The organism is Streptomyces lushanensis (assembly GCF_001700515.1).
GTDB lineage: Bacteria > Actinomycetota > Actinomycetes > Streptomycetales > Streptomycetaceae > Streptomyces > Streptomyces lushanensis.
Genome location: NZ_MAUD01000086.1, coordinates 26,830 through 49,579, shown reverse-complemented (window position 1 = coordinate 49,579; position 22,750 = coordinate 26,830). Strand labels below are relative to the sequence as shown.

Here is a 22,750-nt window from a genome sequence, read left to right as displayed (position 1 = left end):
CGCGGGCACCACGGTGGCCTCAGCCGCTCCGCGGCGGGCTCGGGCCCCGCCCCGGGGGCGGAGCCGCGATGGTGCGGACACACCCTAACGCCGCAGGCAGGGGCTCGTACCCGCGCGCGCGTGCGCCCCCTGCCGGTGTGCGGCGCTCAGCGCGCCGTCACCCGCCCGGCCCTGGAGGGAAGACGATCCGGTCCAGGGCCCCCGCCGCGTCCCGGTCCAGAAGCACCGCCGTGGCGCAGCCCCTGGGCAGCCGGCCCGACTCGGCGCCGCGCAGCAGACGGCGGACGGCCCGGCGATGGCGGGCGAACGCGTACCCGGAGACGCCGCGACCGCGCTCCCGCTGGCCCGCGCGGGCCACCTCGGGCGGCACGTCCAGCAGGACGAGATGGAGCCCGCGGCCACGTCTGCGGGCCTCGCGGGCCAGCCAGCGCCGTACCCATCTCTGCGTACCGCAGTCGTGCACGACCACGCTCTCGCCGGAGCGGAGCGCGCGCCGCAGTCCCGCGTAATGCGCTATACGGACGAGCGGGCGGTAGACGGCATAGGGGAGGCCGCCCGGCAGCCGGCGCTCCCAGCGGTCCCTGGTGTCCTGCGAGTCGATCCCGCCGGCCTCGGCGGCCCGCCCGATCAGGGTGGACTTGCCGCTGCCCGGCAGCCCGGAGACCACCACCAGGTCGCCCGCGGTGAAGACCAGGGCGCCCGGCACCCGGCCCCGGCGCCCTCTCAAATCCCTGACGACCGCCACGGGCCGGGCCACGGCCTCCCGGCCGGACACGCCCTGCTGGGCCGGCACCCCCGCGGTCGTCACATATGCCCCGGACCTCTGCGACATCTTCGCCGTCCCCCTGTCAGCTCAGTCGGCCTGGCCCATGACCCTTGCCCACGAAGTGTAAAGAAATGGTAATGCGGCACAAGCTTTTCACGCCGTCCGGCCAGTTACGGGCCAGGCGCTCCGAATCACCCGGATGCGTGCGATGATGTGCCCGCCAACTGCATACCGGCCGTTTGAATCCGCGCGGGAGAGTCCCGGTCACCGTGTGCGCCGGGCGCCGAAGGAGCAAGTTCCTCCCTTGAATCTCTCAGGCCCCGTACCGCGCGGACGAGGCAGATCTGAAAAGCGGGCCGCAGTGCCGCGGCTCCACCCAAGGTGCAAGTCATGACCCCTGGTACGGGTGGTCGTGGTGAACCTCTCAGGTTCCGATGACAGATGGGGAGGACCGTCCTCGTCGTCATGCCCTGGGAGCCACACCGATGAATCACGCCCCGCCGAGCAGCGCCCCCCGTACGACCGCCCTCGACGCCGTGCACCGCGCGCTGGGCGCGACCATGACCGACTTCGCGGGCTGGGACATGCCGCTGCGCTACGGCAGCGAGCGCGACGAGCACCTCGCCGTACGGACCGGGGCCGGGCTCTTCGATCTCTCGCACATGGGCGAGATCACCGTCTCGGGTCCGGCCGCGGGCCGGCTGCTCGACCACGCGCTGGTCGGCAACATCGGCGCCGTCGCCGTGGGCCGCGCCCGCTACACCATGATCTGCCGGGAGGACGGCGGAATCCTGGACGATCTGATCGTCTACCGCCTCGGCGACAGCGAGTATCTGGTCGTCGCCAACGCCTCCAACGCCGAGACGGTGCTGGACGCGCTGACCGCCCGCGCCGCCGGTTTCGACGCCGAGGTGCGCGACGACCGTGACGCGTACGCGCTGCTGGCCGTCCAGGGGCCGCGGTCCCCGGGCATCCTCAAGTCGCTGACCGACGCCGATCTGGACGGGCTGAAGTACTACGCGGGCCTGCCGGGCACCGTGGCCGGTGTCCCGGCGCTGATCGCCCGCACGGGCTACACCGGCGAGGACGGTTTCGAGCTGTTCGTCGAGCCCGGGCACGCGGAGACGCTGTGGCGCGCGCTGACCGAGGCGGGCGAGGGCGTCGGCCTGGTGCCGTGCGGGCTCTCCTGCCGCGACACGCTCCGGCTGGAGGCAGGGATGCCGCTGTACGGCAACGAGCTGACCACCGGTCTCACTCCGTTCGACGCGGGCCTCGGCCGGGTCGTGAAGTTCGACAAGACGTCGAACGAGGGCGCCTTCGTCGGGCGCGAGGCCCTGGAGGCGGCGGCCGAGCGCGCCGCGAGCGCGCCGCCGCGCAAGCTGGTCGGTCTGATCGCCGAGGGCCGCCGGGTCCCGCGCGCGGGCTATCAGGTCGTCGCCGACGGCGCGGTCGTCGGCGCGGTCACCTCGGGCGCCCCGTCCCCCACCCTGGGCAGGCCGATCGCCATGGCGTACGTCGACGTCGCGTACGCCGAGCCGGGCACGGCGGGCGTCGGGGTCGACATCCGGGGCACCCATGAGCCGTACGAGGTCGTGGCGCTGCCCTTCTACAAGCGCCAGAAGTGATACGGACGTCCTCGGCGCTCCAGCTCCGCCCCGGGCCGGCCTCCGGCGCGTCTCCGGGATCCGGGCGCCGTCCCGGGAGGGTGCCTCCCGGGTTCCGGTGCCGTGCCGACGCCGTGCGTGTCGGTGCCGTGCCGGTGACCTCCCGTCGTCGACCCGGTTTCGGCCCCCTCCCGTCTTGTTCCAGCTCGTTCTGTCTCGTTCCTCAAGACAGCCGTTCCGCACCACTCCCCCGCGTACAGGAGAATTCAGGTCATGAGCAACCCCCAGCAGCTCCGCTACACCAAGGAGCACGAGTGGCTGACGAACCCCGTGGACGGGGTGTCGACGGTCGGGATCACCGAGTTCGCGGCCAACGCCCTCGGTGATGTCGTGTTCGCCCAGCTCCCCGAGGTCGGTGACACGGTGACCGCGGGCGAGTCCTGCGGAGAGCTGGAGTCGACCAAGTCGGTCAGCGATCTCTACGCCCCGGTGACCGGTGAGGTCATCGAGACGAACCAGGACGTGGTGGACGACCCCTCACTGGTGAACTCCGCTCCGTTCGAAGGCGGCTGGCTGTTCAAGGTACGTGTGGCGGAAGAGCCGTCCGATCTGCTCACCGCCGACGAGTACCAAGACTTTTCCGGCAACTGACGTGCTCCGGCCACTGACACCCCAGGGACTGTGATGTCTTCGAAGTCGCTTCTGAACTCCTCGCTCCATGAGCTCGACCCGGATGTCGCCGCCGCGGTCGACGCCGAGCTCCACCGTCAGCAGTCCACGCTCGAAATGATCGCCTCGGAGAACTTCGCTCCGGTCGCCGTCATGGAGGCGCAGGGCTCCGTCCTGACCAACAAGTACGCCGAGGGCTATCCGGGCCGCCGCTACTACGGCGGCTGTGAGCACGTCGATGTGGTCGAGCAGATCGCCATCGACCGGGTGAAGGCCCTGTTCGGCGCCGAGCACGCGAACGTACAGCCGCACTCGGGCGCCCAGGCGAACGCGGCGGCGATGTTCGCGCTGCTCACGCCCGGCGACACGATCATGGGTCTGAATCTCGCCCACGGCGGGCATCTCACTCATGGCATGAAGATCAACTTCTCCGGCAAGCTCTACGACGTCGTCGCTTACCACGTCGACGGCGAGACCGGCCAGATCGACATGACCGAGGTCGAGCGGCTCGCCAAGGAGTCCCGTCCGAAGCTGATCGTGGCCGGCTGGTCGGCGTATCCCCGGCAGCTCGACTTCGCCGCGTTCCGCCGGATCGCGGACGAGGTCGGCGCGTATCTGATGGTCGACATGGCGCACTTCGCCGGTCTGGTCGCGGCCGGGCTGCACCCGAACCCGGTGCCGCACGCGCATGTCGTCACCACGACCACCCACAAGACGCTGGGCGGCCCGCGCGGCGGTGTGATCCTCTCCACCAAGGAACTGGCGAAGAAGATCAACTCCGCGGTCTTCCCCGGTCAGCAGGGCGGTCCGCTGGAGCATGTCATCGCCGGCAAGGCGGTCTCCTTCAAGATCGCGGCGACGGAGGAGTTCAAGGAGCGCCAGCGGCGCACGCTGGAGGGCGCCCGGATCCTCGCCGAGCGGCTGGTCCAGCCGGATGTGGCCGAGGCGGGCGTGTCCGTACTCTCCGGCGGTACGGACGTGCATCTGGTCCTGGTGGATCTGCGCGACTCCGAGCTGGACGGGCAGCAGGCCGAGGACCGGCTGCACGAGATCGGCATCACGGTCAACCGCAACGCCGTGCCGAACGACCCGCGTCCCCCGATGGTCACCTCGGGTCTGCGGATCGGCACGCCGGCGCTGGCCACCCGCGGCTTCACCACCGAGGACTTCACCGAGGTCGCGGAGATCATCGCGACGGCGCTGAAGCCGACGTACGACCGTGACGAACTGGCCGGGCGGGTCTCCGCGCTGGCCGTGAAGCACCCGCTGTACCCGGGCCTGAAGTAAGGACCGCGCCCGGACAACCGGGTTCGGCTCGAACACGCACGGCGACACCAGCTCGAACGCACGCACCACCCGGTCCGACGTCATCCGTTCGGCCGGGGTTCACGGGGCACCGCGCACACTGAACGTGCGGCGTGGTGCCCCGGACCGTATCTATGTACACGTCATCTCTGCACCACCCCGGCAGACAAAGGCGTCTACCAGCCAGCAAGGAGTCACCCCCGTGGCCATCTCGGTCTTCGACCTGTTCTCGATCGGCATCGGCCCGTCCAGCTCCCATACGGTCGGTCCGATGCGCGCGGCCGGGTTGTTCGCCCGTCGCCTCAAGAACGAGGGCCTGCTCGCCCACACCGCCACGGTCCGGGCCGAGCTGTACGGTTCGCTCGGCGCGACCGGCCATGGCCACGGCACTCCGAAGGCCGTGCTGCTCGGGCTGGAGGGCAACTCACCGCGCACCGTGGACGTGGAGAGCGCGGACGAGCAGGCGGAACGTATCCGCAGCAGCGGCCGGCTCAATGTGCTCGGTATGCACGAGATCGCCTTCGACGCCGCCGCGGATCTGGTCCTGCACCGCCGCGAGGCCCTGCCGTACCACCCCAACGGAATGACGGTCCTCGCGTACGACGGCGACGGCGGCCTCCTGCTGGAGAAGACGTACTACTCCGTGGGCGGCGGGTTCGTCGTGGACGAGGACGCCGTGGGCGAGGACCGGATCAAACTCGACGACACCGTGCTGCGGCATCCCTTCCGCACGGGCGACGACCTGCTGCGGCTGTCGGGCGAGACGGGTCTGTCGATCTCCGCGCTGATGATGGAGAACGAGAAGGCCTGGCGCACCGAGGACGAGATCAGAGCCGGGCTGCTGGAGATCTGGCGGGTGATGCAGGCGTGTGTCTCGCGCGGGATGGCCCGTGAGGGCATCCTGCCGGGCGGACTGAAGGTCCGCCGCCGCGCCGCCCACTCCGCGCGCCAGCTCCGCGCCGAGGGCGATCCGCAGGCGCACGCCATGGAGTGGATCACCCTCTACGCGATGGCCGTGAACGAGGAGAACGCGGCGGGCGGCCGGGTGGTCACCGCGCCCACCAACGGCGCCGCCGGCATCATCCCGGCGGTCCTGCACTACTACATGAACTTCGCGGCGGGCGGCGCCACGGCGGAGGAGAAGGACGAGAACGTGGTCCGCTTCCTGCTGGCGGCGGGCGCCATCGGCATGCTCTTCAAGGAGAACGCCTCCATCTCGGGCGCCGAGGTCGGCTGCCAGGGCGAGGTCGGCTCCGCCTGCTCCATGGCGGCGGGCGCACTCGCCGAGGTCCTGGGCGGCAGCGCGGAACAGGTCGAGAACGCTGCCGAGATCGGCATGGAACACAACCTGGGCCTGACCTGCGACCCGGTCGGCGGTCTGGTCCAGATCCCCTGCATCGAACGCAACGGCATGGCGGCGGTCAAGGCCGTCACGGCGGCGAAAATGGCCCTGCGCGGCGACGGCAGCCACAAGGTCTCCCTGGACAAGGTCATCAAGACCATGAAGGAGACGGGCGCCGACATGTCCGTCAAATACAAGGAGACGGCCCGCGGCGGCCTCGCGGTGAACATCATCGAGTGCTGAGAAACCGCCCTCGCCCAGCGGTTTCCTGTCTGTCAGATCTGTCAGGACTTTCCGGCACACACGGCGGATCCCTCCTGGAAAGTCCCCTCCGGCAGAGCCGAAAGTGGGCGGAGGACGGCCTCCACGAGGAAGGGAATCCAAGTCTTGACGACACCAGGCGTTGCCGTCCCGCCGCGTGGACGCCGCCCGTCCCTCCAGTTCGATCCGCTCACCGAACAGCAACGTATCCGCTACCATCGGGCTTTCCTGGGGGGTCAGGTTTCCGCGCGCGTCCGATGCCGTGGCGTTCAGTCCACCCGTCACGCAAAAGGAGCCGGTTGCCGAGATGCCGTACACCGCCGAGATCAGCCGCACCAACCCCGGCTGCTTCATCTTCCTCGTGGACCAGTCAGCCTCGATGAGCGACCCCATCGGCAGCGGCGAGATGGTGCAGCAGCGTGCCCAGGTCGTGTCAGATGCTATCAACCGGCTGCTCACGGAGTTGTCGGTCAAGTGCGCAAAGGAAGAGGGCGTCCGCGACTACTTCCATGTTGCGGTGATCGGCTACGGCCACACCCAGGTCGGCTCGGCCTTCACGGGCGGGCTCGCCGGGCGTGACCTCGTACCGCTGAGCGAGATCGCGAACAACCCCGCTCGTCTGGAGAGCCGTACGAAGAAGGTGCCGGACGGCGCCGGCGGCCTCGTCGAGACGACCGTGCAGTTCCCCGTCTGGATGGACCCGGTCACCAACGGCGGCACCCCGATGACTCGGGCCCTCGGCTACGCCGACTCCCTGGTCGCCCGCTGGGTTGACGAGCACCCGGGCGGATTCCCGCCCATCGTCCTCAACCTGACCGACGGAGAGTCCACCGACGGTGATCCCACGAGCGCGGCCATCGGGCTCGCCTCGCACGCAACTGCCGACGGGGCGGTGCTGCTCTTCAACCTGCATGTGTCCGGAGCGAGCGGCACTCCCGTCACGTTCCCCGACGGCGAGGGCGACCTCCCCGACACATACTCTCGGTTGCTCTTCCACATGTCGAGCGTGCTGCCCAGTCACATGCGTTCCTACGCCGCTTCGCAGGGCCACCGTGTCAGCGACGCCACCCGCGGTTTCGTCTACAACGCCGACATCACCTCAATCATCGAGTTCCTCGACATCGGTACGCGCGCCACGGAACTGCGCTGAGCAGCGTGGGCGCACATTCAACGCACCTCGATGTCCAGTGGTTCCTCGTGCCCAAGACGGGCAGTTCGTCGGAGGAGTGTGAAGACGCCATTGACGTCTTACTGTCCCCCGAGACAAGTTCGCTCTTCGCCGCAGTGTCCGACGGAGCTTCCGAGAGCCTGCTCGCCGGGGCATGGGCCAGGCAACTGGTACACGGCGCCGTCGCATTGATGTCGGCTGCCGACGAAGAGAGTGTGGTGGGGCAGGACGGTCTGTCCAGGTTCGTCGTCGAGGACCTCCTGGCCCGCACAGTCGACCAGTGGGACGGCTACCTCGCGAAGTACGAGGCTGAGCGAATCGCTCGCGGTCGGCCAATCACCTGGTATGAACAGCCGGGCCTGGACAAAGGGGCCTTCGCCACGTTGATGGCCGTCCACATGCGGGAGGCACCGGCCGATCCGGAAAACCCCAAGGCTGTACGGCGCTGGATCTGGCGTGCCTTCGCTCTCGGTGACAGTTGCCTCTTCCATCTCCGCGACGGCCGGCTGCTCACCTCGTTCCCCATCACGGACGGCCACGGCTTCGGCATCACCCCGCAGCTCCTCGGCAGCCGTAACCGGAACGCCTCACTGATAGCCGACCGGGTGTCGACCGCAACCGGTGAGCTGCGCACGGAGGACGAGCTGCTGCTGGCAACCGATGCGCTGGCCGCGTGGCTGTTGTCACACCCTGAAGTCGATTCCGGCGGAGCCGGAAGACAGCTCGGAAGGCTTGCCGACCTGGACCAGGAACTCTTTGCCGAGTGGGTCCAGAACGAGCGCGACAAATCCCGGATGCGCAACGATGACGTAGCCCTCGTTCGTATGCGGGTGAAGACGGAGGGGTGATGGCGGTCTCCCATGCCGGTGGACCTGTCTCCAGGCGCAAGTTCCCGACCGGCGCGAACTACGTGGAAGCCCTGCAGAATCCCACGTTGTGTTTCGAGGACCCTGACCTCAAGCACGGGACCGTCCAGCAAAGTCCTGTGCTCGGGCCGAAGGCGATTTCCGGGAACTTCGCAAGCGTCTTCTCCATCACCGCACCGGGCGGACAGCGGTACGCACTGAAGTGCTTCACCCGCGACAGCAACACCCTGGAGGCCCGCTACAAGGCCATCAACAAGCAGCTTGCCGTCCTCAAGCCCGCCAAGCTGACCCAGCCGTGGCCGGTCGGGATCGAGTATCTGCCGCGGGGCGTCCTCGTCGCCGGTCAGTGGTACCCGGCTCTCAAGATGGCCTGGGTGGAGGCCACCAACCTGATCACATGGATCGACCGGAACATCCGGGACTCCGTGGCCGTCCTCGGCGTGGCCGAGCGGTTCGCTGCGCTGGCGGCCGATCTGGAGAAGCTCGGGATCGCCCACGGCGACCTCCAGCACGGCAATCTTCTGGTCGCGGCCGACGGCACGCTCCGCCTCGTCGACTACGACGGGATGTACGTGCCCGAGCTCAAAGGGCAGGGGGCCACGGAGAACGGCCATCGCAACTATCAGTCCCCGCATCGCGTGAGCTCGGACTTCGGCCCCACGATGGACCGCTTTTCGTCCTGGATCATTTACCTCAGCCTCGTCGCGATCGCCACTGATCCCAGCATCTGGGACCAGTTGCACGACGATCAGGGGGAGTTCCTGATTCTGAAGGAGGACGACTTCAAGGAACCGAAGTCCTCGCTGTCCTGGAGCCTGCTACTGACCCATTCCGATGCGTCCCTTCGGTCGCTGGCAGCGCAGACACACGGGCTGCTCGCCGACGCCGCCCACACAGTGCCCGCGCTGTCCACGCGGGGGGCGATCCCGACCCCGATCCCGACCCAGCGTCCGGTCCCTGCCTCGGCCCCGGCAAATGGAACCCCCGCCTGGCTGGCAGGGCACATTCCGCCGCCGCAGAACACCTCTGTGGGAAGCAGCACGGGCGCAGGAGCGCCCACCGGTACCGGCTTTGCGCGCCGACGCACTGCGGATGTCCTCTCCGGTGTCTTTGCCCTGACGGGATCCGCTGCACCGGCCGCGCTGACCGCCATCGGCGTGCTGCCCAACGGGTATATGGCCGTCGCCCAGCTCGGAGCTCTGCTCGTATCCGGTGGCACCCTCCACGTAACCCGGCGCTCCCGCCCAGAGGCCAAGGCCTCGAAGGCCCGGTTGCGGGCGCTTCGACAGCAGGTGGCAACGTTGGAGGACCCTGCGGTGGCAGCGCAGAAGGTCCGCCAGGAGATCGAGAGTCTGACGCTGACCGGAGCGAGCCGGGACGCACAGATCAACCGGCAGATCAAGAGCATCCAGAGCGAACTACGCGACGAGCAGGCACGGATCGCCCAAGCGCTCAACAAGGAAACCAACGGTCTCAAAACGAAGCTGAGCAAACTGGCGGCCAGAGAGCAGAAGCAACTGGATGCGATGTTGGTGACGGTTCTCAGGGCTCATGTCCAGAACCGGCTCCGCCGGCACCCCATCCAGGGCGTCAAGAAGCTGTCCAACATGGGTGATGGAACCGTCACGGCCCTGACTGCCGCCGGTATCCATACAGCCGCCGACTTCACCGGGGTCCGGTACGTTCAGAGCGGCCGGTACAGCAGTCGGGACGCGTACCTCATCCGATCCAACGGCCAACAGGTCAAGATCCCGGGAGTCGGCGAAGTCCGGGCCGCTGCGTTGGAAAGCTGGCGGACCTCGCTGGAGCAACAGGCCCGGAAGTCAGCTCCGACCAGCCTGAGCGCCCAGGAACGGACCACGATCCGCCAGCAGTTCGCCAAGCAGAAGAAGCAACTCGAAGCTGAGATCACGCAGGCCGAGGGCACGGCGCGGCGCAAGCGCGACCAGCTTCAGCAGCGCAGCACCGCTCGCCAGCAGCAGGCCAACAAGGAGAAGCAACAGCACCAGACTGCTACGCAGCATCAGCGCGCGGTGCTGCTTCAGCGCCAGGCCCAACTCGCCGACCAGAGCACCACCCACAACCTGCTGGTCACCCAGCTCGCCACAGCCCGCACGGGGCACCGCCGCGAGTTCGGTCTACGCCGCTACCTCGGCTTTGTCGCGACAGGCCGCTGACCGACCGCCTGCCTCGGGCGAGGCCCAGCATCAGTACCGACGGGCAGCTGATGGCCTTGGCTTCGCTGTAGAGGCCGAGACGGGGCCCATCTCGTGCCCGGCCCATACGCCGACAATCAGCGCACGCCGTCTTGAGGAGTGGCGTCTGCAGCTCACCGAGACCCGCCTCGATCTGGATCTGAAGGTCGGCCAGCACGTGGAGGCCGTTTCCGAACTGGGCATCGACCCGTGCCCGGAACTCTCCCAGCTCCAGCAGCGCATATCCAGGCCAGCGCCTCGCCGATACGGCCATCACACTCTCGTACATTCTCATACACAGGCGCAAAACAGGATGAGTCGGATCTCGAAAGGGGACAAGCGCTCGCCGCAGGATCCCACCCGGACATCCGCGCCTACGACGGCAGCTCAACGAGCGAGTGCCAAGCCGGCGCTCCCCGCATCCGGCAGCACTGCCGTGGTGATATGCCCGGTGGACCCGCGCGTCGCGTTCACTCGCAACCGTTGGCCCCAACTGCTCTCGATGGACGTTCCCGTGTGAAGAAGCTCTGGCACAACACCCATCCCTGGGGGCACGAGGCCAAGCGTGACCTGTCCGACAGTGCGACCGAGTACCACAGGGGATGAATGGTCCACCAACAGCGCCTCGTCTACGCCTCTGAGGTTGTCTCATCTGGACGCTTGGCCACCTGGGTGGCTGGATCGAACAGCAACGTTCGTCCTGGAGCGGCATCTTCCTGGGCGGCTGCCGCAGGTCGCCCGCCAGCTGTGTTGAGGGTTAGACGGACGTTCGGAGAGATCCACATATCCCAGGGACCAGATCCCTTGGACGTGAGCAGCAATCGCTCGATGGTGCTCGGGGGCACCACGAAGCGTTCTTGGTTGCCGGGCAGGGTGAAGCTGACCGGAGGTCGGCTGCCAGAGGAGCCGAGCTTGGTCTTGGGCCGAGGGCGGCGCAGTCCTGGATACAGGGCGATGTAGAGCTCTTGGAAGTTACGGACATGCGAGTGTCCCGCGGTTGTCAGCCGGGCAGCGGGAATCCCGTCGAACTCCGTCTGCGTCACCAGGGAAGGTGGCAGTTGCTCCATGGTCTCCAGGCGCCCCAGGAGTGAAGCCACGACCCAGGCTCCCTCTGGGCGGGTCTCCGCATCATTGAGATCCACCAGGACCTGCCACGCGCCGGACGGCTGAGCACTGCGATGGAATCCCTCCAGCCGTGCCGGAATCCGGGACATCTCCAACTCATAGACATCCTCCCACCGTTCTATGGCCGACTTGGCCTGCTGTTGGTGCGCGGGTTCGGGATCGAAGTCAGCGATGATTTTCTCGCGTTGCATCCTCACGGACATCTGTCGAAGTTCGCCGAGGAGTCGCGTGAGAATGCGCTGTATGCGCTGAGCAGGGCGTCCGTACATCGTCGACAACTGCACAACGCCTGGATCTGCGAGGTCTGGGCCCTTCCATGCCCCGGGCCTGTGGACGTACGTGCTCGCAAGCATCGTGATGATTGCTCCGGTTTGCCATCTGCGCTCGACCACGGCGGGGATGTTGTCGATCGCTGCATGGAGCATCCGGTGAGAGATGAGCAGCGCATGAACCATGTCGTCAAGGAACCGCGGCCGTCGGGCCGGCACTATCCCCTGCTGCTCGAATCTGCGATACGACTTCGGGGACATCACCAGCTCTGCACTCAGTTCGTTCGCTGTCATCCCGCTCGCCCGGCGCATGGCCGCTACATCCCAGTGCCGCTGCCCCTCACGGTTCATCAGGTCTACCGGGCGTACACCAAGGTGCTTGGCAAGCTCCCGGATCCGCGCGGGGTCAGGAGTCCGGTGCCCGTTCTCGTAAGCAAGGATCTGAGCTTTGCTGGTTCCCGCGAGCTTGGCCAGCCCCTCCGCAGTCAAGGGCGCAGGTGATCCATCACGGCCAACTCGATCTCTGCGGAACCTGTACAGAGCTGAAGGATCGAAGTCAGCTAGACCCCGCGCCATCGTCTCACCTCCCTGTACTAGCGTCAGGGACCATTTTAGGGGTAGTTTCTGATTGAGCCAGACAGTGACTCCGGAGAGTTACCAGGGCACCTGACCTGGTCGCCTGTGTCATTAGTCGGCCCAACAGCTTGGAGCAGGCCGCTAAATAGGCGAAGTTAGGGCCCGTTGAGCGCACGACCTGGGTACAACGTCCCACACACGCTCGCCCAGGCAAAAGTGCCCCGCCCCCCTTGGTTCGCGAGACCAGCAACTGGGGGACGAGGCGGCGAAGGAGCCGTCGGCTCCGCAAGCGGGCTCTCTGTGTCACCAGAGGGCCCGTTGCCGTTCAGAGGTTTTCGGCTAAGCGGCGGACCCCTTCAGCGAGTGCTTGAAGGGTCAGCCAGCCGAGAATCTTTTTCACGACCTTGCGTTTCCGACCCGCCCCGCTGTTCGGCGGAGTAGGTTCGGCGTCCATCGGTATCACCTCCCTCCCCGGGGCGGTCGACCCCGATCGAGAAAGTCGACCGAAGTTGCCGGGTCCGGAAGGCGATGGACAGACTCTACCGGGTTGCCGGGACAGCGCGAGCGCGAGCCATGTCAACTTCGCACGCTTCGCTCACCCCTGACGGAGCGCCGAATTCGGACGACACCCTTCCGGCTCTCACTACTCGCCGGTAGAAGTCGGCGGTAGAAGTCGAACTCCGTTACCTCACGCAGAACGTCCACGGGAAACAAGCAGAGCGACTAGACCTCTGTCCTCTGAGCGAACACCGAGTCCCGGTGGGTTGACGTCGATTGCGTGGATCGAAGCAGCGGCGAAGGGGCAGAACGTGATGCATCCCACATACTGGGACTGAACTCAAGTCTCGTCACGGCCGTGGAACAACGCAGCTCGGCCGCCTTCCCGACCTATTTCGTGCTCTGACCCTGCTGCCGTAACCCGCAGCGCAGGGACTGCTGTAGTCCCAAAACACCGTCGACAGCGTACTTCCGCGCGTCTCTGGCGTTGCCGTTGAGCTTGCAAGGGACTCGCCCGTACCCCTCTCCCCGTCAGAACGGCCCGAGTTCCAATACAGGCCACAGCAGTCAAAGCCTCACGATTGACACAACAGACTCACCCGTCGGCTGATATCCATACGAGTCAGAGGGAACGCGCACAGGTCTCTCACACTTCGCCGATCAGAGACCGACACTCCGCGCACTCACCGTCGACCAACTCGCCGGAATCTGCGACGGCGTGGGTGCCGGAGTGCCGAGTGGCCGGGTGAGCGGATCATGCGCTCCTCATTCGCACCACCGCCTCCGCTTGTGCGATTCGGATGCCGACGAGGAACGAAGCACTGGCTCCGGACAGCTCATCAGCCACGCTCGCCATACCCTTGGCTCGCTCGGCAACGTCCGCATACACTGACAAACCGTCAACGGCATACCTGCGTCCGCACCGAAGGCCAGCTGCTCCGATCCGGCCCGGGTCCAATCCGCGCTCGCCCGTAGCACACCAAAACCGCCGGCTCAGTCTCCACAACGCCTCGGTGCTCTCCTCGCAGCGCGCGTATCGTCACGAACCTGCCGCCAGTCATCCGCTACGGCGACCACTTCGGCCGCTCTCGTCGACCGGCACAGTGCGGTCGCTCGGGGGCGTCCCGCACCGCCCCCAACCCCTCACCTTGCTTGTGGCATCGCCGGAACTCCCGCGCTGGGACGACGCGTCGATCGGCAAGACGTCCAGGTCGTCAGGGGAATCTCGCCGATCGACGAGAAAGATCACGGGCGGCGCTCCGAAGTATCCCGCTATGTGGCCAGGAGATCTGTCATAAGGGGTAGCAAAACCGTCAGCGATCGGGCAGCTTCATCGCCTCGGCCGGACCGAAGCTGGTCGTAGATCAGAAAAACCGTGCCGAGCGCAACTGGGAAAGTGCACTCAGCCCACACCACACCTCCTCTCCCCTGAATTCACCCCTCGCGCGGTCGAGCGACTGGCAGAACTACGCCAGAAGCGCAATCAGCGGTTCGAGGAATCGGCGTCCAAGAAGCTGTTCTGCGTAATCGATGAAGTAACACTCCTCCGACCTTTCGGCAGCAGCGGAATCATGCGGAAGCAAATCGAACACTTAATCGCGCCGACGGAGGACCCGCGCTACGTCATGCATATCGCAGAACTACACACACCCAATCTGCCGGTGATGCTGGGTTCGACCACCATCTTCGACTTCGAGGACAGACTGCTTCCCAGCATTGTCTATACCGAGCAGTTCGACGGTTCCCTCATTCTGCAGGAAGAGGAGCAGGTGGACAGGCGAGTCAAGGGCTTCGACCGCCTCAGGGCGGTCTCGCTGAGCCGGAAGCAGTCTGTCCAGCGTCTGTGTGCCCTACGCAGGGCGTTCGGCTAGATGTTGTACCCATGAAGGCTGGATGACAGTGAACGCGGTTGGCGATCTTGAATGAGTGATGGCCTTCCCAGTGCGATATGAATCATGACCTCCAATACCGGGAACTCTGTCCACTGGGGAGGATCTCAGATCTCAGGAGCCGGTGGATGGAGCAATGGTCTGTCGGCTCTTCTCGCCCTCTCGCACATTACACAAGATCAGAATACTAGGAGCAGTCGCCGAAAAAGCAATTGTTCCCTGCCCCGAGTTACCCGGCTGCCTCGAAACGCATTAGCCTCGAGACCACTTTCGGCGCTTCCCGTCGGCGGAACACACACTGCCGCGATAAGGCATCGAGGTGGCGTGTTCACGTACTGATCTTCACTCACCTGATGGGCCGGTGGACGATGACGGTCTCTGCGTGCCGGGTGCAGTCTCGCTTGGTCGGCGGTGCGGGGATCGCCGACCACGGCACGGGAGTTCCGCGGGAATTCCCGTGCCGCCGATCAGCGGGAGGCGGCAGGGGAATTCCCGTGCCGACCAGGGGCCGGCTTCGCTCGTTGTCCGTGTGGTCACCCCACCGGTCCCGGGGACCGACGGCCTCGTTGAGCTCCCGTCGTCCCGCCGAACCTCAACACTCCCGGGCAAATCACGTGACACGGGGTGAATCGGTAGAGGATATGGCCCATGGTGACAGAATCCGCAGGTGCGTCCGTCGAGCCGAGCAGGCGGCGGCATCCGGGCGCTCCGTGTGATGCCCTTGGCGATCTCGTGCGGTCGAAGGGCCAGGCGCCGTGAGTGGTCGGTCACCGTGACGCGGTCCTCTTCACCGGTGCGTTCGGCAGGCCGCGCGAGGCCGATCGGCTCTTCGTGGCCGCTGCCGTTCCTCGGGATGTACGAGGGCCTCCTCTCGGTCACTCGCCCACTCCTGTCGCCGCCCGGCGGGCCGGGACCAACCACCGCGGCCCGCCCCGACCCCGTGTGAACACACGTCGGTTCGCCCTGTCCGGCTCGTGTGGCCTCAGCCTTCGCGAGCGCGGCACGCCACATCCAGAGAGAGACTGTCATGCGCTCATATTCCAAGGTGACCGGGTTCCTCGTCGGACTGGCACTCGCGGTGACCTGGCTGTCCGGCTGTTCGGAGCCGCCGCCCGAGCGTGCGGTGTCCGGCGCGGCGGCAGGTCAGCAGGCCAGGGGCGCGGATCTCCAGGACCCCCCGGAGGTGGTGAGCGACCACGGTGTGCTGCGGACCACCGTCGTGGTGGAGCGGCGCAAGGTGTGGGTGGGCGACCGCAGGCTGTGGGCGCTCACCTACAACGGCCGCTACATGCCGCCCACACTCCGCGCCCGGCCGGGCGACCGTATCGAGCTGGCCATGGTGAACCGTGTGGGTAAGAAATGGCAGGGCGTCACGATGGACACCAACCTGCACACGCACGGGCTGCATGTCTCGCCGCGCCAGCCGGCCGACGACATCTTCATCGCCATCAAGCCCGGGACGACCTACAACTACGCGTACCAGCTGCCGCGGGACATCACGCCGGGCACGTACTGGTACCACTCGCACATCGACATGTACTCGGCCCCTCAGGTGGCCGGTGGGGAGTCGGGCGTCATCATCATCGACGGCCTGCGGACATACCTGCCGCCCTCCCTGCGCGGCATCACCGAGCGTGTGGTCGCTCTGAAGGACAACCAGATCGACGGCGACGCCATCAAGATCTATCCGCTGTCCATCCAGGCGAACACCAACCGCACGGTCAACGGCCAGCAGAATCCCGTGATCCGTATCCGCCCGGGTGAGACCCAGCTGTGGCGGCTCGCCAACATCGGCGCCAACATCTACTACAAGCTGCGTCTCAAAGGCTTCACGTTCCATGTGATCGCCCAGGACGGCTATCCCGTCCACCGGATCTACTCCGCGGACACGCTGATCATCCCGGCCGCCGCGCGGTACGACGTGCTGGTGCAGGCCGGCGGGGCGGGCACCGCCCAGTTGGAGACGCTGCCGTTCGACACCGGTCCGGCCGGCAACACGTTCCCGCGGGTGAACCTGGCGACGGTCGTCACCGAAGGCCCCCGCGTGGCCCCGGCTCGTATCCCGTCCCGCTTCGGGCCCCTCGACGACCTCACCCACGCCGAGATCGCGGACCGCAAGACGATGGTGTACACCGAGAACCAGGCGGGGACCCAGTACTTCATCAACGGCAAGTACTTCGACCCGAACCGTGTCGACTTCGTCTCCCGGCTCAACACCGTGGAGGAGTGGACGGTTCGCAACGACTCGGAGGAGGACCACTCCTTCCACGTGCACACCAACCAGTTCCAGGTGATGTCCCTGAACGGGAAGGCCGTGGACCCCGCCCACTCCTGGCACGAGACGGTCAACATCCTTCGCGGGCAGAAACTCGTCCTGCGGATCCGCTTGGCGGACTTCACCGGGCGGACCGTGGTGCACTGTCACATCCTCAACCACGAGGACATGGGCATGATGTCCGTACTGGACATCGTCGACGGACGCACGGGCCGCGGGAAGGGGCACGAACACTGACCTTCCCCCGGCCCGTCCGGGCCAGGCGGGCCGGGGACCCGCCTGGCGACAGGCGCGCGTGTCACGGCCGGACCGGACCGTCAGGCGTTGTCTGATAGCTGGTGTGGCGCGCACCGGGAAGAGACGACGTCCGTCCGTGACTGTTCTTCAGATCCTCGGCCTCGCCGTCGTCTACTACGCGGGCGCGCTCATCGGCACGCTGAAGGGGGTGACGAGGCTCGACAGTGTGAACGTCTCCCCTCTCTGGCCCTCCACGGGCATCGCCCTGACCGCTCTCTTCGTCCTGGGCATCAGGGTCTGGCCGGGGATCCCCCTGGGCACCCTCCTGAGCCTGGTGACGCTCGGCCCGTTCGACGGTCCGGCTCTCACGATCATGGCGGGGAACACCCTCGCACCGGTCTGTTCCTGGCTGCTGCTGCGGCGTGTGGGCTTCCGTGTCGAGCTGGACCGGCTGCGGGACGGGATGGCGCTGGTCTTCCTCGGTGCCCTGACGGGGATACTGATCAGCGCGACGGTGGGGGCGGGGGTGCTGGCGCTCGTCAGACAGCTGCCGCTGGGATTCTGGCCGACCTGGCTGGCGTGGTGGACGGGCGATGCCATGGGCGTCCTGCTCGTCATGCCCCTCCTGCTCGCCCTCCGCCGTGTCCGGCTGCCCCTGCCGACCCACCGATGGGCCGAGGCCACCGTCATGGTCGTCGCCGCCCTCGTCATCACACCGCTCGCCGTGACAAGGTCCCTCACCCTGATCTTCCTCTTCTTCCCCGTGCTCATCTGGGCGGCCCTGCGCTTCGAACTCGCCGCGAGCGCCCCGTACGCGCTGTTCGTCTCGGTCGTGGCGGTCCTGGAGGCGGCCAAGGACCTGGGTGCCTTCGCCCGCTACAGCCTCACCGAACGGCTGTTCAGCCTCCAGGTGCTCAACGGGTCCGTGGCACTGACCTCGCTGCTGCTGGCGGCGACCGTCACCGAGCAGAACAAGATCCGGCAGGGCGTCGAGGAGGCGTGCGACGCGCTGGCGAAGGTGGTGAAGGAGCTCGCACCGGAGAGAACGGAACTGTGGCCGCCGGACCGGAGGCAACGGCCCTGACGGTGGTTCGCCCCGGCCGCCGTCCGTTCTGCCCTCGGCGTCGGCCTGTGCACCGGGCCCAGGCCGTTCAGAGGCGGACTCCCTCGCCCTGCTCCGGTGCCACCACCCTGACCGGTTGATTCCAGGTGAATTCCATGAACTGTTCGTCGTTTTCCGTGTTTCTGAGCAGATACGCGGGGCCGGTCGCCGCGAAGTGGAGTGTCGAGCCGTCCTCGGCCACGTACAGGGCGACACGCTCGCCATCGAAGAGCGCGGTTCCCGCCGCGGTCACCTCGTTTCCCGTGCCGTCCGCCATCATTCGGCGGAAGAAGAGGTCGTAGGAGGCCAGATGCCCCAAGTGCTCGATGAGCAAGTTCCCCAACGCGGTGGTCGCGGGCCACCACCTGCTCACGACCGGCGACAGGTCCTGGGGGGCGGGGCCACTCGGACCGAGCCACTCGGCGACAAACGCGGCGGACAGATGGAAGTAGTACGAACCCGCGACCGCCCGTATGCGGCACTCGCCCCCATTGATCACGAACGTGCTGGCAGCGGAGCCGTCCTTGTTCAGATGAAGGTCCAGAGCCAACACACGCGCGTCGACGCGCGCACGGCCGACCACGTGCACGGATTTCGCCGCCGTCAGGGCACGCTCGAACGCGGCTCGCAACTCGGCTTCCGACAGTCCGATGTTGGACCCGGTGACTCTGTCCGGCTCGCTGGTCATTTCCACAGGCTACGGGGTCGGTGCACGCAGGGGAATCCGCTCACGCACGCTCGGACCTGCTCTCTCCCGCTCACATCCCACAGGGGGACCTTTGGCCCCTGCCTGCCGGCACCGCCGGCGTCCGACAGTGGTGTGGTGGGCCGTTCCAAGACGGCGGCCCTCGGAGGAACGAGGCAGGCCATGTCGAAGACAGCGGAGTGGACCGCACGTCTCTACCTCTTCGAGGAGGACGGGAGAACCACGGCGCGCGTGGTGCTGGACACCGGGACCACGTCCCTCGCCGGGCACGGCAGGGCCCGGTGCAGCCCCGATGACGTGGACGTACCGGAGATCGGCGACGAGCTCGCGGCCGGCCGCGCGCTGACGGATCTCGGCGGACTGCTGATCCAGGTCGCCAACCGCGACATGGAGGGCGTCGGCGCGGCACGGTCCGTACGGACGGGGTGGACGGACCGGCTCTGACGGGCGCCCTCACGGGCATCCGCGGGGCGCCGCACGCCCGGCGGCCCACCGGTCGGCACCTCATGGGTAGAGCCGTTCGGCCCCCGGTACGGAGCCGGTCAGCCCCTGGGCCGTGGTGTCCGCAGGAACCAGGCTTGTGGGGGCACGGCATGCCGTGCCCGACCGAGGAGGCACCATGGGTCACACTCCACGCACTGTGAGAGACGTGATGAGACATACCGTGGTCGCGGTCGGCCCCCACGTCGGCCGCGAGGAGATCGTCGGGACCATGGACCGGTGGCACGCGAGCACCTTGCCGGTGCTGGCGGGCGACGGCCGGGTGGTCGGAGTGGTCTCCGAAGCGGATCTGCCTCCCCGGACGGCCCTGACGGCCCGCGCGGCGACCGCCGAGCAGCTCATGACCGCTCCCGCCCTCACCGTCCGCGAGGACGCCACCCTCACCCAGGTGGCCCGGACCATGGCGCTGGTGCCCCTGGAGCGGCTGCCCGTGGTCGACCGCTCAGGAAGGCTCCAGGGGATGGTCAGCGGGTGCGATCTGCTCCGGCGGGACCGATGACACCGACAACCGGGACCGACACGGCTGACACCGAGAGCGACGGACAACACCGACAGCAACGACAGCAACGACAGCAACGATGAAGGACGAAGGCGGTGACAGCGATGACACAGGGCCCGTTCGGCCCTGTTCCGCCCCCGCGGCCCGAGCCAGGATGGGGGCGGGCGGACCACGACAGCGCGGAGTTGCGGAGGCACGAGATGGACGAGGCACGGCATTTCTCCTCGGAGAGGCCGATCCGGGTGTTCCTGCTCGACGACCACGAGGTCGTACGGCGTGGTGTGCAGGATCTGCTCGACGCGGAGCCGGACATCGAGGTGGCCGGTGACGCGGGCTCGATCGACCAGGCCCTGGCCCGTGGCCCGGCCCTGCGGCCGGACGTCGCCATTCTCGATGTGCGGCTGCCCGACGGCGACGGGATCTCGGTCTGCCGGGAACTGCGTTCACGGATGCCCGGCCTGGCCTGTCTGATGCTCACCTCGTTCGACGACGACGATGCCCTGCTCGACGCGATCATGGCCGGCGCGGCCGGCTATGTCCTGAAGGAGATCAAGGGAGCGGATCTGGTGGCCGCCGTGCGCACCGTGGCCTCCGGTCAGTCGATGCTCGACCCGGCGACGACGACCCGGCTGATGAGCAGTCTGCGCGGCGACGACACCACGGAGGAACGGGAGCCCGACGCGCTGTCCGAACTCTCTCCGCGCGAACGGGAGATCCTGGCGCTGATCGGAGAGGGCCTGACGAACCGTCAGATCGGCAAGCGGCTCTATCTGTCCGAGAAGACGGTCAAGAACCACATCTCGCGGCTGCTGGCCAAGCTCGGCGTCGAGCGGCGCATCCAGGCCGCCGTCCTCGCCACCCAGTCCGGTCCGTATCCCACCGGCCGCGGCGGCGGCCCGGAGTGAGGACGCCGAACTGAACACTCCGGTGTGAGCACGAGGGACCCCGCACACGAGGGACCGCAAGGGGCGGGGCCGGATACGAAGGACCACGGGAGGCGGCCTCACCGGGAGGCGGCCTCACCGCACGGTTCAGTCCTGGCTGATCGGTACCGCCCAGACGACGCGCGTACCCCCCTGATCAGGCGCTTCCAGCGTCAGCGTACCGCCCAGGCCCTCCGCCCTCCCCGCCAGATTGTCCAGTCCGCTCCTGTGGCAGCCCGCCGGAATACCGGTCCCGTTGTCCGTGACGGTCACCGTGAGCCGGCCCTTGCGTGCGACGAGGGACACCTCCGCGGCGCTCGCGTGCGCGTGCCGTGCGACATTGCTCAGCGTCTCGGCCAGGACCGCGACGACATGTTCGGCGACCGCGGGCGGCACATCCGTGTCGATGAGTCCCTCCATGCGCACCGACGGCGTGAAGCCGAGGGAGCGTACGGCCTGCTCCACCGCCATGGTGGCCCGGACCCGTAGCCCCTGACGGGCCCGACTCGTGTCATGAGCACGGAGACCGAAGATCGTCGAACGGATGATCTTGATGGTCTCGTCCAGGTCGTCCACGGCGCGCAGCAGCCTCTCCCGCGCGGCCGGATGTTCCACGAACCGCACGGTGCTCTGAAGCGTCATCCCCGTGGCGAAGAGCCGCTGGATGGCCAGATCGTGCAGATCGCGCGCGATCCGGTCCCGGTCCTCCAGCAGTCTGAGCTGCTCGGCGGAGCGCCGACGGCCGGCCAGTTCCATGGCGAGGGCCGCCTGTCCGGCGAAGGACAGCAGCGGAACCGTCTCCGCCGGGGTGAACGGAGTGCTCCCTCGGGTCCGGGCCAGCAGCAGCACGGCGAGAACACCGCCGCTGGTGATCATCGGCACCGCGACGGCGGGCCCCAGTCCGCGCCAGCGCGGCGGGCCCGCGGTGATCCTCGGATCGGTCCGCACGTCGGCGCTGATGATCGGCTTCCCGGCGTGGAGCGCCGCCCCGACGAACGAACCCTCCCTCGGCAGCACCAGGCCCTGATGGGCCTCCGCGTCGACTCCCTCCGCGAGCACCACCCGCATCACGTCCTTGCCCTCGTCGGGAAGCGCCAGCGCGCCCAGATCCGCGCCGAGGATGCGGCGGCCGTGGTCGACGATCAGCGCGAGCACCTGGGTCTCGTCCGCTCCCGACAGCAGACTGGCGACGATCTCCGCGTTGGCCTTCAGCCAGCGCTGGCGGTCCCGGGCCTGCTCGTAGAGTCGCGCGTTGTCGATGGCCACACCGGCCGCCATGGCGAGCGTGGACAGGACGGCCTCGTCCTCGTCGTCGAAATCCTTGCCGCCGCGTTTCTCGGTGAGATAGAGGTTGCCGAACACCTCGTCGCGGATACGGATCGGCACTCCGAGGAAGGAGTGCATGGGCGGATGACCGGGCGGAAAGCCGTACGACGCCGGATGGTCCGACAGCTCGGAGAGCCGCAGGGACTCGGGATGGCGGATGAGTTCGCCGAGGATTCCATGGCCCTCGGGCAGATGACCGATGACATCGGTCTGCTCCTCGGTGACACCGACGGTCAGGAACTGTGCGAGCCGTGGCTTCTCCCCGATGACACCCAGAGCGCCGTACTCCGCGTCGACGAGCACCACCGCCGCCTTCACGATGTGCCGCAGCACCTGGGGCAGCTCCAGTTCCCGGCCGACCGAGAGCACGGCTTCGAGCAGGCTCCGTACCGACTCCGGGTCGCGGTGCTGGATCGCGTCCAGATGGGCCCGCAGCTCATCCGGCAGGACATCCTCCTGGCTCGGGGTGCCCTCCGACCGCCTGTTCCCGTCGTCGCCCACGGTTCCTCCGGCGCGGCCGGCGCGTCGTACTCCGGCCGCGCCGCACTTCCACCGTAGCCGCAGAAGGGGAGGAGGCACACCGGAGGCGCGAGGCGGACCACCCACCGTCCGGTCCCACCGGAACCCCGCCCGGTCCCGCCCGGGCGG

17 protein-coding genes, 1 pseudogene and 1 riboswitch are annotated in these 22,750 nt (G+C 67.6%); of the genes and pseudogenes, 14 read left to right on the top strand and 4 right to left on the bottom strand.

Going from position 1 to position 22,750, the window contains the following annotated elements:
• Positions 1–157 precede the first annotated feature (157 nt).
• Positions 158–832, bottom strand: coding sequence for an AAA family ATPase (locus BFF77_RS08145; protein WP_066945598.1), 675 nt, complete (start codon positions 830–832; stop codon positions 158–160).
• A gap of 174 nt (positions 833–1,006) precedes the next feature.
• Positions 1,007–1,104: riboswitch (glycine riboswitch) on the top strand.
• A gap of 147 nt (positions 1,105–1,251) precedes the next feature.
• Here BFF77_RS08145 and gcvT point away from each other — a divergent pair.
• From gcvT to BFF77_RS38105, 8 genes and pseudogenes are all read left to right on the top strand, one after another.
• Positions 1,252–2,391, top strand: coding sequence for a glycine cleavage system aminomethyltransferase GcvT (gene gcvT, locus BFF77_RS08140; RefSeq protein WP_066945596.1), 1,140 nt, complete (start codon positions 1,252–1,254; stop codon positions 2,389–2,391).
• A 252-nt stretch (positions 2,392–2,643) separates the two neighbouring features.
• On the top strand, positions 2,644–3,021 hold the full coding sequence (gene gcvH / locus BFF77_RS08135) for a glycine cleavage system protein GcvH (protein WP_066945593.1): 378 nt from the start codon (positions 2,644–2,646) through the stop codon (positions 3,019–3,021).
• A 33-nt stretch (positions 3,022–3,054) separates the two neighbouring features.
• Complete coding sequence (gene glyA / locus BFF77_RS08130; protein ID WP_066945591.1) at positions 3,055–4,326, top strand: serine hydroxymethyltransferase; 1,272 nt, start codon at positions 3,055–3,057, stop codon at positions 4,324–4,326.
• A 220-nt stretch (positions 4,327–4,546) separates the two neighbouring features.
• On the top strand, positions 4,547–5,929 hold the full coding sequence (locus BFF77_RS08125) for an L-serine ammonia-lyase (RefSeq protein WP_066945589.1): 1,383 nt from the start codon (positions 4,547–4,549) through the stop codon (positions 5,927–5,929).
• Between the two features lie 325 nt (positions 5,930–6,254).
• On the top strand, positions 6,255–7,097 hold the full coding sequence (locus BFF77_RS08120) for a vWA domain-containing protein (protein WP_066945587.1): 843 nt from the start codon (positions 6,255–6,257) through the stop codon (positions 7,095–7,097).
• A 5-nt stretch (positions 7,098–7,102) separates the two neighbouring features.
• Positions 7,103–7,963: a hypothetical protein gene (locus BFF77_RS08115; protein ID WP_066945585.1), complete on the top strand. Its 861-nt coding sequence runs from the start codon at positions 7,103–7,105 to the stop codon at positions 7,961–7,963.
• Positions 7,963–10,158: a hypothetical protein gene (locus BFF77_RS08110; protein WP_066945583.1), complete on the top strand. Its 2,196-nt coding sequence runs from the start codon at positions 7,963–7,965 to the stop codon at positions 10,156–10,158. Before BFF77_RS08115 ends, BFF77_RS08110 begins: the two co-directional genes overlap by 1 nt.
• Before the next feature lie 93 nt (positions 10,159–10,251).
• Positions 10,252–10,426: pseudogene (locus BFF77_RS38105) on the top strand (BTAD domain-containing putative transcriptional regulator); the annotation flags it as partial.
• A gap of 379 nt (positions 10,427–10,805) precedes the next feature.
• Here the strand turns inward: BFF77_RS38105 and BFF77_RS08105 are convergent.
• Positions 10,806–12,059 (bottom strand): helix-turn-helix domain-containing protein, encoded by a 1,254-nt coding sequence (locus BFF77_RS08105; protein ID WP_066945581.1) that lies wholly within the window; start codon positions 12,057–12,059, stop codon positions 10,806–10,808.
• 1,904 nt (positions 12,060–13,963) lie between these two features.
• On the opposite strand from BFF77_RS08105, the gene BFF77_RS08100 reads away from it, so the two are divergent.
• From BFF77_RS08100 to BFF77_RS08090, 3 genes are all read left to right on the top strand, one after another.
• Positions 13,964–14,515: a DUF5753 domain-containing protein gene (locus BFF77_RS08100; protein ID WP_342671211.1), complete on the top strand. Its 552-nt coding sequence runs from the start codon at positions 13,964–13,966 to the stop codon at positions 14,513–14,515.
• Positions 14,516–15,560: 1,045 nt separating this feature from the next.
• A complete protein-coding gene (locus tag BFF77_RS08095; RefSeq protein WP_066945577.1) occupies positions 15,561–17,045 on the top strand; it encodes a multicopper oxidase family protein in 1,485 nt (494 codons plus the stop codon).
• Between the two features lie 136 nt (positions 17,046–17,181).
• On the top strand, positions 17,182–18,129 hold the full coding sequence (locus tag BFF77_RS08090) for an MASE1 domain-containing protein (protein WP_245703311.1): 948 nt from the start codon (positions 17,182–17,184) through the stop codon (positions 18,127–18,129).
• Positions 18,130–18,196: 67 nt separating this feature from the next.
• Here the strand turns inward: BFF77_RS08090 and BFF77_RS08085 are convergent, their stop codons facing one another.
• A complete protein-coding gene (locus BFF77_RS08085) occupies positions 18,197–18,835 on the bottom strand; it encodes a hypothetical protein (RefSeq protein ID WP_066945573.1) in 639 nt (212 codons plus the stop codon).
• 180 nt (positions 18,836–19,015) lie between these two features.
• Here BFF77_RS08085 and BFF77_RS08080 point away from each other — a divergent pair, with 180 nt between their 5' ends.
• The 3 genes from BFF77_RS08080 (at position 19,016) to BFF77_RS08070 (ending at position 20,758) form a co-directional block, all read left to right on the top strand.
• Positions 19,016–19,297 (top strand): DUF1876 domain-containing protein, encoded by a 282-nt coding sequence (locus BFF77_RS08080; protein WP_066945571.1) that lies wholly within the window; start codon positions 19,016–19,018, stop codon positions 19,295–19,297.
• Positions 19,298–19,505: 208 nt separating this feature from the next.
• Positions 19,506–19,853 carry a CBS domain-containing protein gene (locus BFF77_RS08075; protein WP_245703313.1) on the top strand — a complete coding sequence of 116 codons (348 nt, stop codon included), beginning with the start codon at positions 19,506–19,508 and terminating at the stop codon, positions 19,851–19,853.
• Positions 19,854–20,053: 200 nt separating this feature from the next.
• A complete protein-coding gene (locus BFF77_RS08070) occupies positions 20,054–20,758 on the top strand; it encodes a response regulator (protein ID WP_066945567.1) in 705 nt (234 codons plus the stop codon).
• Positions 20,759–20,884: 126 nt separating this feature from the next.
• On the opposite strand, the gene BFF77_RS08065 is transcribed toward BFF77_RS08070, so the two are convergent.
• The gene (locus BFF77_RS08065; RefSeq protein ID WP_066945565.1) at positions 20,885–22,603 is read right to left on the bottom strand and encodes a sensor histidine kinase; all 1,719 of its coding nucleotides are present in this window, start codon (positions 22,601–22,603) and stop codon (positions 20,885–20,887) included.
• Between the last annotated feature and the right edge of the window lie 147 nt (positions 22,604–22,750).